Origin of the sequence: Streptomyces canus 299MFChir4.1, assembly GCF_000383615.1 — a bacterium.
Classification (GTDB): Bacteria; Actinomycetota; Actinomycetes; order Streptomycetales; family Streptomycetaceae; genus Streptomyces; species Streptomyces canus_C.
On the sequence record NZ_KB911585.1, the window covers coordinates 534,486 to 549,840 of the forward strand.

At 71.3% G+C, this 15,355-nt stretch carries 10 protein-coding genes; 4 read left to right on the forward strand and 6 right to left on the reverse strand.

Features of this window, described 5'->3' with window-relative positions; translation table 11 throughout:
* Window positions 1–5: 5 nt before the first annotated feature.
* Window positions 6–437 (reverse strand): ArsI/CadI family heavy metal resistance metalloenzyme, encoded by a 432-nt coding sequence (locus H293_RS0113315; protein ID WP_020118384.1) that lies wholly within the window; start codon window positions 435–437, stop codon window positions 6–8.
* An 89-nt stretch (window positions 438–526) separates the two neighbouring features.
* Between H293_RS0113315 and H293_RS0113320 the strand changes: the two genes are divergently transcribed.
* The 3 genes from H293_RS0113320 (at window position 527) to H293_RS0113330 (ending at window position 4,836) form a co-directional block, all read left to right on the forward strand.
* On the forward strand, window positions 527–904 hold the full coding sequence (locus H293_RS0113320; protein WP_028807814.1) for an ArsR/SmtB family transcription factor: 378 nt from the start codon (window positions 527–529) through the stop codon (window positions 902–904).
* 411 nt (window positions 905–1,315) lie between these two features.
* Window positions 1,316–2,215, forward strand: coding sequence for a S1 family peptidase (locus tag H293_RS0113325; RefSeq protein WP_028807815.1), 900 nt, complete (start codon window positions 1,316–1,318; stop codon window positions 2,213–2,215).
* Window positions 2,216–2,337: 122 nt separating this feature from the next.
* The gene (locus H293_RS0113330) at window positions 2,338–4,836 is read left to right on the forward strand and encodes a SpoIIE family protein phosphatase (RefSeq protein WP_259294464.1); all 2,499 of its coding nucleotides are present in this window, start codon (window positions 2,338–2,340) and stop codon (window positions 4,834–4,836) included.
* Window positions 4,837–4,855: 19 nt separating this feature from the next.
* On the opposite strand, the gene H293_RS0113335 is transcribed toward H293_RS0113330, so the two are convergent.
* The 5 genes from H293_RS0113335 to H293_RS0113355 all read right to left on the reverse strand — a co-directional run bounded on the left by H293_RS0113335 (window position 4,856) and on the right by H293_RS0113355 (window position 12,833).
* Window positions 4,856–6,016, reverse strand: a complete 1,161-nt coding sequence (locus tag H293_RS0113335) for a substrate-binding domain-containing protein (RefSeq protein ID WP_020118388.1) — start codon at window positions 6,014–6,016, stop codon at window positions 4,856–4,858.
* Window positions 6,017–6,072: 56 nt separating this feature from the next.
* A complete protein-coding gene (locus tag H293_RS0113340; RefSeq protein ID WP_020118389.1) occupies window positions 6,073–7,179 on the reverse strand; it encodes an ABC transporter permease in 1,107 nt (368 codons plus the stop codon).
* Window positions 7,176–8,723, reverse strand: coding sequence for a sugar ABC transporter ATP-binding protein (locus tag H293_RS0113345; protein ID WP_028807816.1), 1,548 nt, complete (start codon window positions 8,721–8,723; stop codon window positions 7,176–7,178). Before H293_RS0113345 ends, H293_RS0113340 begins: the two co-directional genes overlap by 4 nt.
* Window positions 8,724–8,858: 135 nt before the next feature.
* Window positions 8,859–11,735 carry a SpoIIE family protein phosphatase gene (locus H293_RS0113350; protein ID WP_020118391.1) on the reverse strand — a complete coding sequence of 959 codons (2,877 nt, stop codon included), beginning with the start codon at window positions 11,733–11,735 and terminating at the stop codon, window positions 8,859–8,861.
* Window positions 11,736–11,864: 129 nt separating this feature from the next.
* Window positions 11,865–12,833: a cyclase family protein gene (locus H293_RS0113355; RefSeq protein WP_028807817.1), complete on the reverse strand. Its 969-nt coding sequence runs from the start codon at window positions 12,831–12,833 to the stop codon at window positions 11,865–11,867.
* Between the two features lie 1,267 nt (window positions 12,834–14,100).
* Between H293_RS0113355 and H293_RS0113360 the strand changes: the two genes are divergently transcribed.
* Window positions 14,101–15,285, forward strand: a complete 1,185-nt coding sequence (locus H293_RS0113360) for a beta-ketoacyl-[acyl-carrier-protein] synthase family protein (protein ID WP_028807818.1) — start codon at window positions 14,101–14,103, stop codon at window positions 15,283–15,285.
* The last annotated feature ends 70 nt before the right edge of the window (window positions 15,286–15,355 follow it).

A 15,355-nucleotide genomic window follows, 5' to 3' on the forward strand; every position in this document is an offset into this window, starting at 1 on the left:
GCCGGTCAGCATCCGCAGGCAGTGGTGGAGCAGCAGGCGTCCGAGGAGGCGTCGGCCTTCTCCAGGGTGTCGGCGTCGGCCTTGACCACGTACACCTCCCACGGCTCCTTGCCCGGACCGTGCACCCACACCTTGTCCTGCAGGGCATAGCAGCAGGAGGTGTCGTTCTCCTCGAACGTGGCCAGGCCCGCCTCTTTCAGCCGGGTGGTCGCGGCGTTGACGTCCTCGGTGCCGGCGACCTCGACACCGAGGTGGTCCAGGCGGGTCTCCTCGCCGCTCTCGCCCTCGATGAGGACCAGCTTCAGCGGGGGCTCGGTGACGGCGAAGTTGGCATACCCCTCGCGCCGCTTGGCGGGCTCGGTGCCGAAAAGCTTGGAGTAGAAGGCGATCGAGCCTTCCAGATCGGCGACGCGCAGGGCCAGCTGGACTCGGGACATGGCGGTCTCCCCTTCGGGACGATGCTGTATCGACAGATGTCGATACAGTCGAGGTTGCCACCTGGATAGACAGACGTCAACATAGAGACATGTCGAAACAAGCTGATCTGCCGTTGCTCGGCCAGGACGAGGCGTGCTGCGCCCCGATGGTGCGCGAGCCACTGGGCGAAGCGGACGCGGCCCAGCTCTCGCGGATGTTCAAGGCCTTGTCGGACCCGATCCGGCTGCGGCTGCTGTCCCTGATCGCCTCCCACGAGGGCGGGGAGGCGTGCGTGTGCGACCTGACCGACCCGTTCGACGTCTCCCAGCCGACCATCTCCCACCACCTGAAGGTGCTGCGCGAGGCCGGGCTGGTCGGTTCCGAACGACGGGGGACGTGGGTGTACTACTGGGTGCTCCCCGAGGCGCTGGGCAGGCTGTCCGCCCTCCTCGACACTCCGGGCGTCCCGGAGAAGGCCTCCGCGTGAGGGCCTTCGCCCCTCTCGCCTCCGTCCCTCTCGCGCGGCGGGATCCAGGCGAGTGAGCTGACCCGCGACATCGGGGTGCGGCTGCCGGCCAACTCCCTGGCGGACCCTGCGTCGGGGACTTCCCCCAGTTCCGCAGGGGAGACCAGGTCCGGGCGACGGCACGGACTACGCGTGCACCGGCAAATCATGAGTCACAGTTACCCCAAGCCGAAGACCGGTTCATCGGCCCAAGGCCCTCTACCCGCACCGGGTTCAGCCGGGCACACTGAAGCGTCGGCCACGCGGCGCGGGCACGTCTCATCCTTCGCACCCGCACAGCGCGCCACAGCAGGGAAGCAGCAGGGAAGCACGCCACGCCCGGCGACCGCACAGGCGTGCGCCGAATCCGACCTATCGCTCCGGGGGGCCTCAGTGAGCAGAGCACGCCGTACCGACATCAGACGGCCACGGCTGATCGCCTCGGTGATGAGCTTGCTGGTGGTGACCGCTCTCGCCGTGTCCGACACCGGCGCGGCGGCGGCGCCCCCACCTGGCTCCGCACCCTCCACCGCCTCGGTGTCCGGCGCGGCCTCGGCCGTGGCGTCCCTGGGTGTGGCCGGGACGACCTGGGCCGTCGAGGGGCGCACCGGAAGGCTGCGGGTCTCCGCGGACTCGACGGTCGCGGACCCGGACCTGTCCAGAATCCGGCAGGTCACCGGGCGATTCCCGGGCGCCGCGACCGTCGAACGGCTCGACGGCAGGCTGCGCACCCTCGTGTCGGGCGGCGACGGCATCCACGCCTCCGCCTGGCGCTGTTCGGCGGGGGTCAACGTGCGCGGCGGCTCCTCGTACTACTTCGTGACGGCCGGTCACTGCACCGAGACCCTGCCCACCTGGTACACCAACTCCGCCCTGACCACCACGATCGGCCCCACCACCAGCACCAGCTTCCCCGGCGACGACTTCGGTGTCGTCCGGTACGCCAACCCGGCCGTACCGCATCCCGGCACCATCGGAACCGTAGACGTCACCGGGACCGCGACCGCCTACGTCGGCCAGAGCGTCTGCCGCCGGGGAGCGACCACCGGGGTGCGGTGCGGCACGGTCACCGCGCTGAGCGCGACCGTCAACTACGGCGACGGAAGCACCGTCTCCGGATTGATCCGCACCAACATCTGCGCCGAGCCGGGCGACAGCGGCGGCCCGCTCTACGCCGGCGACAAGGTCGTCGGAATCCTCTCCGGCGGCTCCGGGAACTGCACCACCGGAGGAACCACCTACTACCAGCCGATCCAGGAGGCACTGAACGCGTTCGGGTTGTCCGTCTACTGACGGGACGCGCGGGATCCGGCTCCGCTGGGCAGGGCCACGGCCCACCCCCAGAGAGGTGCGAATGACCCTAAACTGGGAAAAGCACTCCACGGATGATCGAGGGCAGCGTGTCGGTCAACGGTATGGCATCGAGCTCATACCCGCTCAGCGCCGCGGGTGTCAGCGAAGCGCCCGAGCGCGACGACGCATTGGTGCGGGCCGTGGTCCATGCCGTGGAGGTCACCGGGGCGCACACCGGAAGCGTGTTCCTGCTCTCCGGCGACCACCGCTCGCTCGTCGTGGCCGCGTCCTGCGGGACACCGCCCTCACTGCTCAGCGGGTGGCGTCGGATCCCGGTCAACAGCCGTATGCCGGTGGCGGAGGCGTGCCGCTCCGGGCGCATGGTCCACCTGGCCGGCGCGGAGGAGACGATGCGGCGCTTCCCCCAGCTCTCGATCGCCCTGCCCTACCCGTTCGGCTCCGCATCGGTCCCCGTCCGGGCGGGCGAGCGGACCTTCGGCGCCATCGCCGTGGTGTGGACGCCCAGGCCGGACGGGACCGGACTGTCGAGGGCGCAGCGCGGGCGGTTGCGCTCCGCCGCCGACCGGCTGGGCACCGCCCTCGCCGGACTGCGGGCCCGCGGCACGCTCGGTGAGTACGACGAGCGGACGGCTCCGGTACTGGTCCCGCTGCCGTCCGCTCCGGCGATCCGGGTGGGCCTGTTCGACTGGAACCTCGGCACCGGCGCCCTCACTGCCGACGACGAGCTGTGCGCCATCTTCGGGATTGCGCCCCGCGCGTTCGACGGTCGGGCGGCCACACTGGCGGCCTGCATCGAGCCGGCGGATCTGCCCGGTCTCGGGTCCGCCGCCCGCGCCGCGGTCGAGGAAGGACACCTGCTGGCGCACCACCTACGCATCCTGGACGGCCGCGGTGGACACCGCGTCGTCGAGCTGTGGGGCCGGGTACCGGAGAGCCCCGACGACTCGGAGGCCGCTTGCCACCTGGTCGGCGCCGTGCTGGACTCCGGGAGCGGCATGGCCGCCGTGGCGGCGATCGAGCGGCTCGCGGACGGTTTCTTCGCGCTCTCTCCCGACGGGCGCCTCTCCTACGCCAACCACAGCCTGGAGGATCTGCTGCGGGTCCGCCAGGACGAACTGCTAGGCCGGCGCCCCTGGGACATCCTGCCTTGGCTGGCCGATCCCGTGTACGAGGACCGCTACCGGGCCGCCGCCGTCTCCCAGCAACCGGTCTCCTTCCTGGTCCGCCGCCCGCCGGACGAGTGGCTGGTCTTCTCCCTCCACCCGGGCGCTCAGGGCATGACGGGATGGGCCTCGCGAGTACGGCAGCCCGTACCGGCCGGCACCGGACCCGGTGCACCGGTCACCGAGGAGGGGCCGCCCTTCTCCTCGGCGCCTGCGCCTGCGGCCCCCCGCGTGGGTTCCCTCTACCGGGTGCTCACGCTGGGCAGCGCCCTCACCGAGGCGGCCACCGCGGACGAGGTGTTCGATGCCGTCGCCGACCAGTTGCTGCCGGCCTTCGGCGGCCAGAAGCTGGCGATCGCCGTGGTGGAGGAACAGCGCCTGCACCTGCTCGCACAGCGCGGCTACTCGAAACGCTTTCTCGCCCGGTTCGAAGGCACCCCGCTGCACGCCCGGCTGCCCGTGACGGACGCGCTGACCTCCGGGGTCCCGCTGTTCATCGAGTCCCGGGAGCAGCTGCGCGAGAGCTACCCCGGGCTCATGGCGGGTCACACCAACTCCTGGGCGTTCCTGCCGCTGATCGCCTCGAACCACCCGGTCGGCGCCTGCATTCTCGGCTTCGACGACATCCACCGCTTCCCCGACGAGGAGCGCGGAGTCCTCACCGCGCTGGGCGGCCTGATCGGCCAGGCTCTGGCACGCGCCAGGCTCTACGACGCCGAGTTCGCCCTCGCCCGCGGCCTGCAGGACGCGCTGCTGCCGCACCGGCTGCCCACTCTGCCGGGGCTGCGCGTCACCGGGCGTTACCTTCCGGGCACCAGGGGGATGGACATCGGCGGCGACTGGTACGACGTCATCCGCACCGGCGACGAAGTCGCACTGATCGTCGGGGACGTGGAGGGGCACAACGTCCCCGCCGCGGCCGCCATGGGCCAACTGCGCAGCGCCATGCGGGCGTTCGTCGCCGCCGGCCACCGACCGACCGACGTCGTCGCCGGCACCAACCGGCTCCACATGGACCTCGACCCGGTGCTCCTCGCCAGCTGCTGCTACGCCCAGTTCCATCCCCGCTCGGGGATCGTGCGCATCGTCCGCGCGGGCCATCTCCCGCCCCTGCTGCGCCTGCCCGACGGGCACACCAAGGTCCTGGAGGTGCCCGGCGGCCCCCTGCTCGGCATCGACGCGACGGCACGCTTTCCGGAGTCGGAGCTGCGTCTCGCTCCCGGGTCGGTCCTGGCCCTCTATACGGACGGGTTGATCGAGAGGCGCGACTCGGACATCGGCTCCGACATCGAGCGACTCCAGGGGTCGCTGGCCCGGCTCGGCGGGGGCGGCCTGGACGATCTGGCCGACGGGCTGCTGCGGGATGTTTGCCACGCTTCCCCCGACAGGGCGGACGACATCGCGCTCCTGCTCACCGAGTACGCCCCGCCACGTTGACCGGTCCCCACCGCCACTGTCACGCGCCCCAGATCTTCCGGTACGCCTCCCGGTATCCCGCCGGATCCCAGGTCGTGGCGCCTTGGCTGTTGTCGGCCGTGCTGATGTGGATGGGGGCCACATACCCGCTGGCCGGACGGCCTGAGAAGGCGCGATTGAACTCGTCGACGATCTGCCAGCCCTGCAGGGACAGCGGCTCCGGCACGGTGGCCGCCTGGTACTGCTTGCTGTTGATGCGCTGGAAGGCGGAGGGGTCGCCGTCGCCGGCGCCGATGTTGAAGGGCGGGCCGGAACCATTCTTGCCGGCCGCGCGGAACGCCGGGGCGGCATCGGCGAAGTACAGGTCGTTGATGGCGACGGAGTGGGTCCATCTCTCCTGGAAGCGGGAAAGCAGTGAGGAGATCTCCCGGGGCGTGCGGCTGCCGGCATCCGGGATCGGGATGTTCTCGTACGCCAGCAGCTCTACCCCGGCGCAGGTGGCCAGCTCCTTCCTGATCAGGTCGGACTTGTACTTGGCGAACGGGACCGAGGCATCCGTGAAGACCACGGCCCCGGCTGTGCCGTCGGAGCTCGAGATGACCCACTGCGCACTGGCTCTGGCCACGTCCTCGACTTTGGTGGTGACGTTGCTGAAGAGCCTGGGGCGCCGGCTGGGGCCGGGGGAAGCGACCGCGTGCCAGCCGATGAGCGGGATGCCCGCCGCGTTCGCGCGGGCCACCTGCTGCGAGGTCGAGCCCGGGTCGAAGCCCCCGATGACGATGCCCGAGGGTCTGACGTCCACGGCCTCGCTCATCGCCGCCTGGATGCCGGCGGGGGTGCCGCCACCGTCGATCACCCGGACGTGCCAGCCGATGACGCGCGCGGCCTTCCGCACGCTGTCCGCGGCGCCCGCGACTCCGGGATTGGTCATGGTCTGGGCGACGTAGACGATGGTCTTGCCGGCCACCGCGGGGGGACCGCTGGTCGGTCCGTTCCAGGGGATGTCGGACCGCTCCGCCCGGCTGACGGCGGCCTGGGCCCTGGTCTGGGCCGCGGGGCAGCCGCTCGGACCCGAGGTGGAGTGCGCCGGGCCGCCCGACGAGCCGCGTTCACAGCCGGCCAGCACGAAGAGCGCGACCACCACGGCGGTGGCGGTGGACCGCGCGTTGCGGACGGTGGGAGTGTTGCGGTTGCGGTGCACGGAAGCTCCTTGCGGAGAATGCCGTCCGGGCGCTCCTGCGGTGCGCGCGGCGTGGGTCATGGAGGGCTGCCAGGCGTGCCGTCGTCCTGTGCCCCGGCGGGCGAATCGCGGGTGACGACCGCACCGGTGCGCAGTCGGCGACGAGCGGACCAGCCGGCCAGTCCGACGGCGAGGAGCAGGGTGCCGCCGTAGAACAACGGGACCGTCCAGAAGTCGCCGCCCATCTGGGCGATGCCGGTGAGGCCGACGGCGAGGACGGCGACGGCAACGAGGGTGCCCAGGGCGTTGGGGCGCCCGGGTTTGATGGCTGTGGAGCCGAGGAGGGCCCCGACGAAGGCGGGCAGCAGGTAATCGAGGCCGACGCTGGGATTGCCGATCTGCTGCTGGGCCGCGAGCAGCACTCCGTCGAAGCCGACGATCAGTCCCGACGCGGCGAAGGCGTAGACGGTGTACCTGCGGGTCGGGATGCCGACCAGGTCGGCGGCGCGCGGGTTCGACCCGATGACGTGCAGGTACCTGCCGAGCGGCAGCCGCTCCAGAACCACCCAGAGGGCGACCGCGAGGGCGAGCACGTAGAAGGCGGGAACCGGCAGGCCGAGGAACGTCGAGTCGTAGATGTCGGTGAAGGCGGCCGGGAGGCCTTGCGGGCCGGGGACGATCCGGCCGCCGCCGGTGACCCATCCGGTCACCGCGTACATCATGCTGCCGGTTCCGAGCGTGGCGATGAACGAATCGATCCGCCCGAATTCGACGACGACACCGTTGAGGACGCCCACCACACCCCCTCCGGCGATCACCGTGAGGCAGGCGAGCGGCCAGGGCCACCCCTCGCCCACGACGAGTTGCATCACCATAACGTGCGCCAGGCCGAGACCGTAGCCGATGGAGAGGTCGAACGCGCCGGTCACGATGGGGACCATCGCGGCGAGTGCGAGCACGGCCGGGATCGACTGGTTGGACAGGATCGAGTCGACGGTGTCCCGGGTGGGAAAGCTACGCGGCAGCGTGAGGGAGAAGATCAGGAAGAGCAGGGCGGTGAGGGTCAGAAGGCCGTAGGCGCCGATGAATTGCCCGCTCCGGCCGTGCGGTCGGGCGAGTCGCCTCGGTGGTCCCGAGCGACGCGGCCGTGGCGGGGGCGCAGCCGGAGAGGGGGAGCCGGTCACGGATTCGCCGCGGTTCCGGAGGAGGGCAGGGCCGAAGCCGCCCGCGTGAGCCCGGTGACCGTGAGGGCCGGGCCGGTCAGCTCGGTCGTCACGGATCCGCGGACGAAGACCAGGGCGCGCCGGCACACGCCCGCGACCTCCTCGAAGTCGCTGGAGATGAGGAGGACCGCGAGGCCGGCGGCGAGCGCCTCGTCGAGCAGGCGGTGGATCGCGGCTTTGGCACCGATGTCCACGCTCGCCGTCGGTTCCTCGAGGATCAGCAGGCGCAGAGCCGGCCGCAGCCACCGGCCGATCATGACCTTCTGCTGGTTCCCCCCGGACAGCGTGGCGATGGCGGCCTCGCTGTCGTCGGGACGCACCGAGAACCGTTCGATCAGGGTGCCGGCCTGGGCGCGTTCGCGGCGGGGGCTGATCCACCGCAGCGCCGACATGCCTCCCGCCCGGGGGTTGGCCAGGAGGTTCTCCCGGACGGTCAGCTCGGCGAGGCAGCCCTCCCGCTGTCTGTCACCGGGTACGAGGGCGACACCCCGTCCGACGGCGTCCGCGACCGTACGAGGACGGTACGGGCGACCGTCTAGAAGGGACCGTCCGCCGAGGAGGGGCCGGGCGCCCGCAAGGGCTCGGGCGAGGCCGATGTGTCCGGCGCCCGTGAGGCCGACCAGGCCGAGGACTTCCCCCCGCCGCAGCTCCAGACCGACCGGTCCCGCGTCGGGGGTGCGCACCCCGTCCAGGGTCAGGACGGCCGGGCCGCCGGCCGGGGTGGTGGCGGGGCGGTGATCGATCGGCCCCTCGCCGGTGATGGCGCGCACCAGGCGGGCAGGAGTGTGGCTCGTCGGCGAGCCGTGGCTGACCAGGCGTCCGTCGCGCAGCACGGCGAAGGTGTCGGCGACCTCGTACACCTCGTCCAGGCGATGGCTGACGTAGAGGATGCCGTGCCCCCGGTCGCGCAGGGTGTGCAGCACCCGGAACAACCGGGTGCAGTCCGCGGCGGGCAGGCGGGCGGTCGGCTCGTCGAGGACGATGAGGCTCGCCCGTGCCGCCAGGGCTCGTGCGACGGCGACAAGCGAACGCTCGGCAGGGGCGAGGCGGGAGATCGGCGTGTCGGGGTCGAGATGTCCGGCGACGGCCCGCAGGGCCTCGGTGCAGTGTTCTCGGGTGAGCCGCCAGGAGATCAGTCCGGCGCGGCGCGGATACCCGGCGCTCAGAGCGATGTTCTCGGCCACTGTCATCCACTCCACAAGGCCGAGATCCTGATGGATGAAGGACATGTGCCGGGAAGCGGCGCGGCTCCCGAGCGGGTGCCCGGCCACGGTGACCTGCCCCGAGTCGGCGTGGTGAACGCCGGCGAGCACCTTGATGAGCGTGGACTTGCCGGCCCCGTTGGGACCGAGGAGGGCGAGGACGCTGCCGGCGTGGACATCGAGGTCGATCCCGGCGAGCGCGAGGGTTCCCCCGAAGCTCTTGGCAAGTCCGCGGACACGGACCAGAGGTTCCGCCCCGAAGGGCGGCACCGCATGCGCAGAGGTGTCGTGGGCCTCGTGCACGGGCCTCTCCCGGGTCGGACCTGTCGTGTTCTTCCCGATGCGCATCAGTGATATTAGCGTCACATGTCGTACATTTTTAGACATCTGGCTGCTCTCTGTCACCCCAACGGAGCAGCGAATCGCCGGGCCGGCGCCTCAGACCCCCTCAAGCCCGCATTCGGCCCAGATGACCTTGCCCTGCTGGGTGTAGCGCGTGCCCCAGCTCTGCGTCAGCTGCGCGACGAGGAACAGGCCGCGGCCGCCCTCGTCGGTGCCGGCCGCTCGGCGCAGGTGCGGGGCGGTGTTGCTGGTGTCGGAGACCTCGCAGATCAGGGTGCGGTCGTGGAGCAGCCGTACCCGGATGGGCCCTGCGCCGTGGCGGATGGCGTTCGTGACCAGCTCGCTGAGCACCAGTTCGGCGGCGAACGCGGCCTCGTCGAGTCCCCAGTCGGTCAGTTGCCGGGTGGCGGAGGCGCGCACCTCGCTGACCAGGGCCGGATCGGCGGGCAGGTTCCAGGTGGCGATCCGCTGGGGGTCGAGGGCGTGGGTGCGGGCGACGAGCAGGGCGATGTCGTCGCACGGGTGGGCGGGGGCCACCGTGTCGAGTATCGCCTCGCAGGTCTCGTCGGGTGTGCCCTTCGCTTGGGCCAGGGTGGCGCGCAGCTGCTCGAGGACCACGTCGACGTCGCGGTGACGGTCCTCGATGAGCCCGTCGGTGTAGAGGACCAACTGGCTGTTCTCGGGGAGGTCGAGCTCGGCGGCTTCGAACGGCAGGCCGCCGAGGCCGAGCGGCGGTCCGGCGGGCAGGTCGGGGAACCACACGGTGCCGTCGGGGCGGACCAGAGCGGGCGGGGGATGGGCGGCCCGGGCCATGGTGCACCGCTGTGTGGTCGGGTCGTAGATGGCGTAGAGACAGGTCGCGCCGATGATGCCCGCGTCCACGGCGCCGGGGTCCTCCCGGTCCAGGCGTCCCACGAGTTTGTCGAGGTGGGTGAGGACCTCGTCCGGGGGGAAGTCGAGTTCGGCGAAACTGCGGGCGGCCGTGCGCAGCCGCCCCATGGTGGCGGCGGAGAGCATGCCGTGGCCGACGACGTCGCCGACGAAGAGCCCGATGCGGCTGCCGGACAGGGGTATGACGTCGTACCAGTCACCTCCCACGTCGGATTCGGCGGGCAGGTAGCGATGGGCGACCTCGACGGCGTCCTGGTCCGGCACACCGTGCGGGAGCAGGCTGCGTTGCAGGGCCAGGACCATGGCACGTTCGCGCGTGTAGCGCCGGGCGTTGTCGATGGACAGTGCGGCACGGGCGGCCAGTTCCCGGGCCAGCGACCGGTCGTCGTCCCCGAACGCCGGCGAGTCCTGCGCGCGGTAGAAGGCGGCCACGCCCAGGACCGCGCCGCGGGCGACCAGGGGCACCGCGATGAGGGAGTGGACGTGGCTCAGCAGCTGTGCGGAGTATTCGGGGTCCTGCGCGAACCAGCCCGCGGCAGCCTTCAGGTCCGGTTCGAGCACTGCCTGGCCGCTCGTCAGGCACCGCGACTGCGGCATCGTCGGACCGTAGTCGACCTGCTTGCCGACCGGGTGGAATGGACAGTCGTCATGGATGCCGTGGACCACCGTGCGGCGTAGGTCACTGCGGGGATCGGCGGACTCCTCGCCGCGGAGCACGGCTTCGGGCAGGTCGATGGTGACGAAGTCGGCCAGTTGCGGCACCGCCGACTCGGCGAGCTCCCTGGCGGTACTGCGCACATCCAGTGTGGTGCCTATGCGGACGCCGGCCTCGGACAGCAATTCCAGGCGGCGGCGCGCGGCCAGGGCGTAGGTCCCCACGTGCGGCTCCCCCACCATCATGAGCCCTCTCGCCGGGGGCGGGGAGCCGGAGTGCTCGTCCGTCGTGCCGTCGCCGGCCGTGACGCCCTCGACGCCCGGGGCGACAGGGCCGTGCTCCGTGCCGGGCAGATCCTCCGCCGGCGGGGTGATGCGGAGCTGCCCGGGCGCCACGTCGCGAACCGCTCTCAAGAACGTGAGGGAGGTGGCGACGGCAAGCTCGGCTGACAGGCCCAGCGGCTCGTGGACCTGACGCGGGAGGGCGAGGGGCTCGCGCGGTGAGGGACCGGGGACAACGGCCTCGACGGCGAAGCCCTGCACTCCGGAGGCACTCGCCATCGGCCGGCTCACGAGCGTGACCCGACGGCCGTCGGACAGGGACACGTCGACACGGGCCCGCTGCGCGTACGCGATCAGCTCGGCGGCCTTCTCCATGAGGATCGTCCGGTCGCGGGGGCTCATCTCCACGGCCAGTTCCCGCACCCCTACGCGGTGTCGAGGACCTGCGGCGGCCTCGGCTCCGCTGTCCAGGTACGCCTGCAGCAGAGCGCGCTCACGCGAGGAACTCTGCCCCAGCAGCCGCCGCTCGATGGTCTCGGCCGCCTTGCGTATCACGGTGTCCAGCGCCGGGTCCTCGGCGCTGCGCGGATAGCCGAAGCACAGGACGCCCTCGATGCGGCCGCTGAGCGGGTCGCGGACGGGAAGCGCGCGGCAGGCGCTGCCCTGGGAGCGCTCGGCGAAGTGCTCGGCACCGTAGACCCGGATGGGTCGGCGCTCGGCCAGGGCGAGACCGATGCCGTTGGTACCCGCGACCTTCTCGGCGAACACGAACCCGGGGGCAGTCTGGATGGCCGGGAGAACTCTGGCCAGCGACGCTTCTCCGAATCGGCGTAGGAGAACCGTCCCGCTCGCATCGGCGACGGAGATGTTCATCGCGCTGCCGGCGAACATGGCCTGCAGCCGGTCGAGCACCGGAACGGCCGCGCGGACGATCCGTCCGTCCGGTTCGAAGTCCTCCCGGAAGGGAAGGTCGGACTGGTCAGGCGACAGCCCCAGGGTCCGGCAACGCCGCCAGGAATCCAGGATCGACGCGCGCACGCCTGCCTCGACCGGCTCACCCTGCAGGAACCGCTCACGGAAACCGGCGGGCCCCGTGCCGCCTGGCGCACGCCCCGCCGGTATCGGGTCTTCGCCGGCCTGAACCACGCTCCGCCTCACTCGCGCCTTCGACAGTCAATTCTTATGAAATGTCTGGTATGGACGAGGATACGGGCATTGGAGGCGCGAGTCACCGTTCACAAGCCCCTCACACACGGTGACCGGGCCGGATCGGCGTCACAGGACCGCGACCGGGTTGACGGGCGAGCCCGTCCCGCCCGGGACGTTCAGCGGCGCCACGACGAGCATGAAGTCGTGGCGCCCCGCCGCCGCGGTCGCGGCGGACAGTGCCTCCAGGTCGAGGTTGTCCAGGAGTGGTATCCCCATCGCGGCCACGGCCAGGGCGTGGACCGGCGAGTGCACGCCGTCCACGGGTGAGGGCCGTACGTCACTGTCGCCGTCTCCGCCCAGCAGCGCGATGCCACGCTCGGCCAGCAGCGGCAGGGCGTCCACATGAAAGCCCGCGCTGGCCGTGTCGGGGTCCCAAGCGCCGAGTTCCTCGCGGCGCCGGACCTGTCCGGAGCGCAGCAGTACCGCGTCGCCATCGCCGATCGTCACATCGAGCGCCCTCTCCACCGCGACGATGTCCCTCGCGTGCACCGCTCGCCCCGGCTCCAACCAGGGGGACCCGAGGACGGCGGGCAGGTCGAGGAGCACTCCCCTCGTGACGAGGGCCCCGAGCGTCGACACCGCGCCGAAGCGGGCGCCAGCGGCATCGACGACCTCATGTGCCGTGCGGCCGTCGTAGAGCTGCCCCCGATAGGCGATGTGGCACAGCGCGTCGAGATGGGTGATGCCCTTGCCGTGGTAGTCGGCGGCGATGAAGTCCTTGTGGGTGGAGGGTTCCGGCGCCTCCACGTCACCGAGGTCGGTCATGTGGTGCAGGGCGGGCTTGCGGTTGCCCGGGCCCGGCCGGGTGTTCCACGGCAGTGCCAGCGGGACGACCGTCCCGGTCCGCACGCAGGCTGCGGCCCGCCGCACATGGTCCGCGGTGACCCGGTTCCAGGCACCGCGGTCGGCCGGGGACCAGCGACCCCATGTGCGAACCGCCTCGAAGAGTGCGTCGAACTCCCGACGGGAGACAGCGGGCCCGTTGCCGACGCCGGTCGGCGCGGGATTCGCGGCATCGGCGGAACTCGGACTCATCTGCACTCACCGCTCCCGGGCTGGAACGGCTCCGACGGCAGGACGTCACCGGACGCGACACGGATCGGGCTTACGGGGTGTGCGCCCGGCTGACGCCGTGACACGGAGAAGCACCGTCCTCGTGATCGGAAAACCAGCTTCGCACATTCACGGATGTTTTGGAGAGGTGTTCAGCCCAGGAAGCTCGCCAGTGGATCGCGGCTTTGCACTCGTCAGTGTGCGCGGCGGGTGGGGGAAGAAGCCGCACGCTGCCGTCGGCGACCAGTCGCAGGGACCAACACCGCAGGCGCGGGTATCACCGTGAGCCAGCAGAGGTCGGCCGTGTCGAAGTCTGCGCCGTGTTTGGCGCGCTTCTCTGCGCGGGGGTGGACAAGGTCGCGGTAGGTCCGTAGCAGGTCTGAGGTCATTTTTGCGTCTTTGCGGCTGTGCGCCCTGGAAGCGTCAGGGATTCGCGCGAGTCCTTCGCATGGGGTCACCCGGCAACTCGGCGATAGCGTCGCCGAGTTCGAGATCGGAGTAGAGCTCAGTTCGGCTGACCAGATAATCCGCCCGCAAATTCGCGGGCACTCTTCGACGCCGTCCTCGATCGCCTTGCGCGCGAACACCACGCTCCATGTTGACCGGGTGGGAGTCCGTGACTGCGATGTCCAGCATTGCCAGGACCCAGCGTGCCCAAAGTCTCGGCGGAGCCGTCGTCGGTGGACTCGCCTGCGCGGCGGCAGGCCATCGCGAGCGCGCCTCCGCCGGCGACCGGGTTCCGCACAGCCCCGCGGCCCCGTGCCGTGATCGTCGGCCGGTCGCGGGCGGGCTCGCGCAGGTCCGGTCGGGACCGCGACCGCTGTCGGGGCCCTTCCCCGGCCCATGAGTTCGACGTACTCCTCGCCCCGCTCCTCGCGTGCCGTACCAGGGGCACCACGGGCTCGACGAACTCGTACCACCGCGTTTACGGGTGCGGGACGCTACGGATCGGCACCACCGGGCTCCTCGTCGTGGAGGACAGTCAGGCCGTGGTGAGCCAGGTGGCATGTCAGGCAGGCGCGGCACCGCGCCGGTCCCCTCTGCGGCAGTGTGCGCCGTTTCACGCATCGCAGAACCTCCCCAAGTTGCCCAGATCACAGCGCAAACGCCCCGATGGCATCCATGCTCGAAACGGACGCTGAGTCCTGAACCGGTGCGCACTGTCGTGGATTTGGATGAATCGCTTCCAAGTGGCCTATGACACAGCGCCTGTGACAATTCCCCTCGTTCCCTGCAGAAAGGGCCAATCATGGCCGCTTACCTGTGCCCGCCTGCCGTGATACATGGCAAGCACGCCGTGCGGACCAGCCAGATCGTGGACGAAGTGCGCGGTCGGCACCCGAACGCGGCGTGGGCGCCGCGGATCGACGGCATCGCGGCCAGTACGGGCATCGAAACCCGTGGCTGGATGCTGCCGTTGGAGGCCGCCGTCGCGCCCGGCAGCGGAAGCGGCCTGCCGGCCGCCGGCATCGGGCCGGCCCGAGAGGCGCTGGCCGGTGACGGGTTCACCGAACAGGACGTGGATCGCGTGATCGCCGCCCTTGAGGCGATACCCGCGCCGCAGACCGTCCAGGAGCGCACCGCGCCGGCCTGGGCGGCAGTGCAGTCCTACGGTGAGCGTGCGGCGCGCGGGGCCCTGCAGATCGCCGGACTGGACGCCGCGGACGTCGACTGTCTGATCACCAGTCACTCCACCACCCCGGCGCTGCCAGGGCTGGACGTCTCCCTCGCCAACCGACTCCCGCTCCGGCGCGACGTGCTGCTGCTGCCGGCCACGCAATGGGCGTGCATAGCCGGGACCCGCTCCCTGGCGCTGGCGGCGGACCTCGTGGCCGCGGACCCCGACCGGGTGGTCCTGGTCGTGATAGCGGAGGCACTGAGCACGACCTACCAGCCCGCGGACGACACTCTGGAATCCCTGATCGTCCGGTTGCTGTTCGCGGACACCGCGGTCGCCGCGGTGGTCACGGGCCGCCCGAGGCCCGAGTCGACGCTACGGCTGGACACCGCCTGGCACCACACTCTGCCCGGCACCCAGGACCTGCACCGCCTGGAGACACGGGAGGACGGCACACACTTCGTGATGGACCGGCGCGGGCCGCGCGCCGTGCAGGAGACGGTCACCGCGATGTGGGAGTGGTTGCGCCTCCGATACCAGGACGCCCCCGGCTCCTGGCACCCCGACGTTCTGCTCGCCCACCCCGGCGGGACGCGTGTGCTGGAGTACATGGAGCAGACCATGCCCGACGGGTGGCCGTCGGGGCTCCTGCGCTACAGCCGGGACAGCTACACCAGCGGCAACCGCGGAGGCGCCGCCGTGTTCGACATCATGCGCAGGGCATACGACGCCGGGCAGAAGGCGGGCAGCCGTGCCGTCCTGTACGCGGCTGCCCCTGGCCTCACCGCCACCGCCCTGGAAGGGGAGTGGCTGTAGTGCGGACTCGCGCCCCTCGTAACGCCGGTGCCGCCGCCCGACGAACAGCTCCCGCGCCGCCCGGCCAGTG

What these genes read in the sequence shown, in the direction of transcription:
- H293_RS0113315 (WP_020118384.1), bottom strand. Translation starts at nt 437, where the DNA reads ATGTCCCGAGTCCAGCTGGCCCTGCGCGTCGCCGATCTGGAAGGCTCG.
- H293_RS0113320 (WP_028807814.1), top strand. Translation starts at nt 527, where the DNA reads ATGTCGAAACAAGCTGATCTGCCGTTGCTCGGCCAGGACGAGGCGTGC.
- H293_RS0113330 (WP_259294464.1), top strand. Translation starts at nt 2,338, where the DNA reads ATGGCATCGAGCTCATACCCGCTCAGCGCCGCGGGTGTCAGCGAAGCG.
- H293_RS0113355 (WP_028807817.1), bottom strand. Translation starts at nt 12,833, where the DNA reads ATGAGTCCGAGTTCCGCCGATGCCGCGAATCCCGCGCCGACCGGCGTC.
- H293_RS0113360 (WP_028807818.1), top strand. Translation starts at nt 14,101, where the DNA reads ATGGCCGCTTACCTGTGCCCGCCTGCCGTGATACATGGCAAGCACGCC.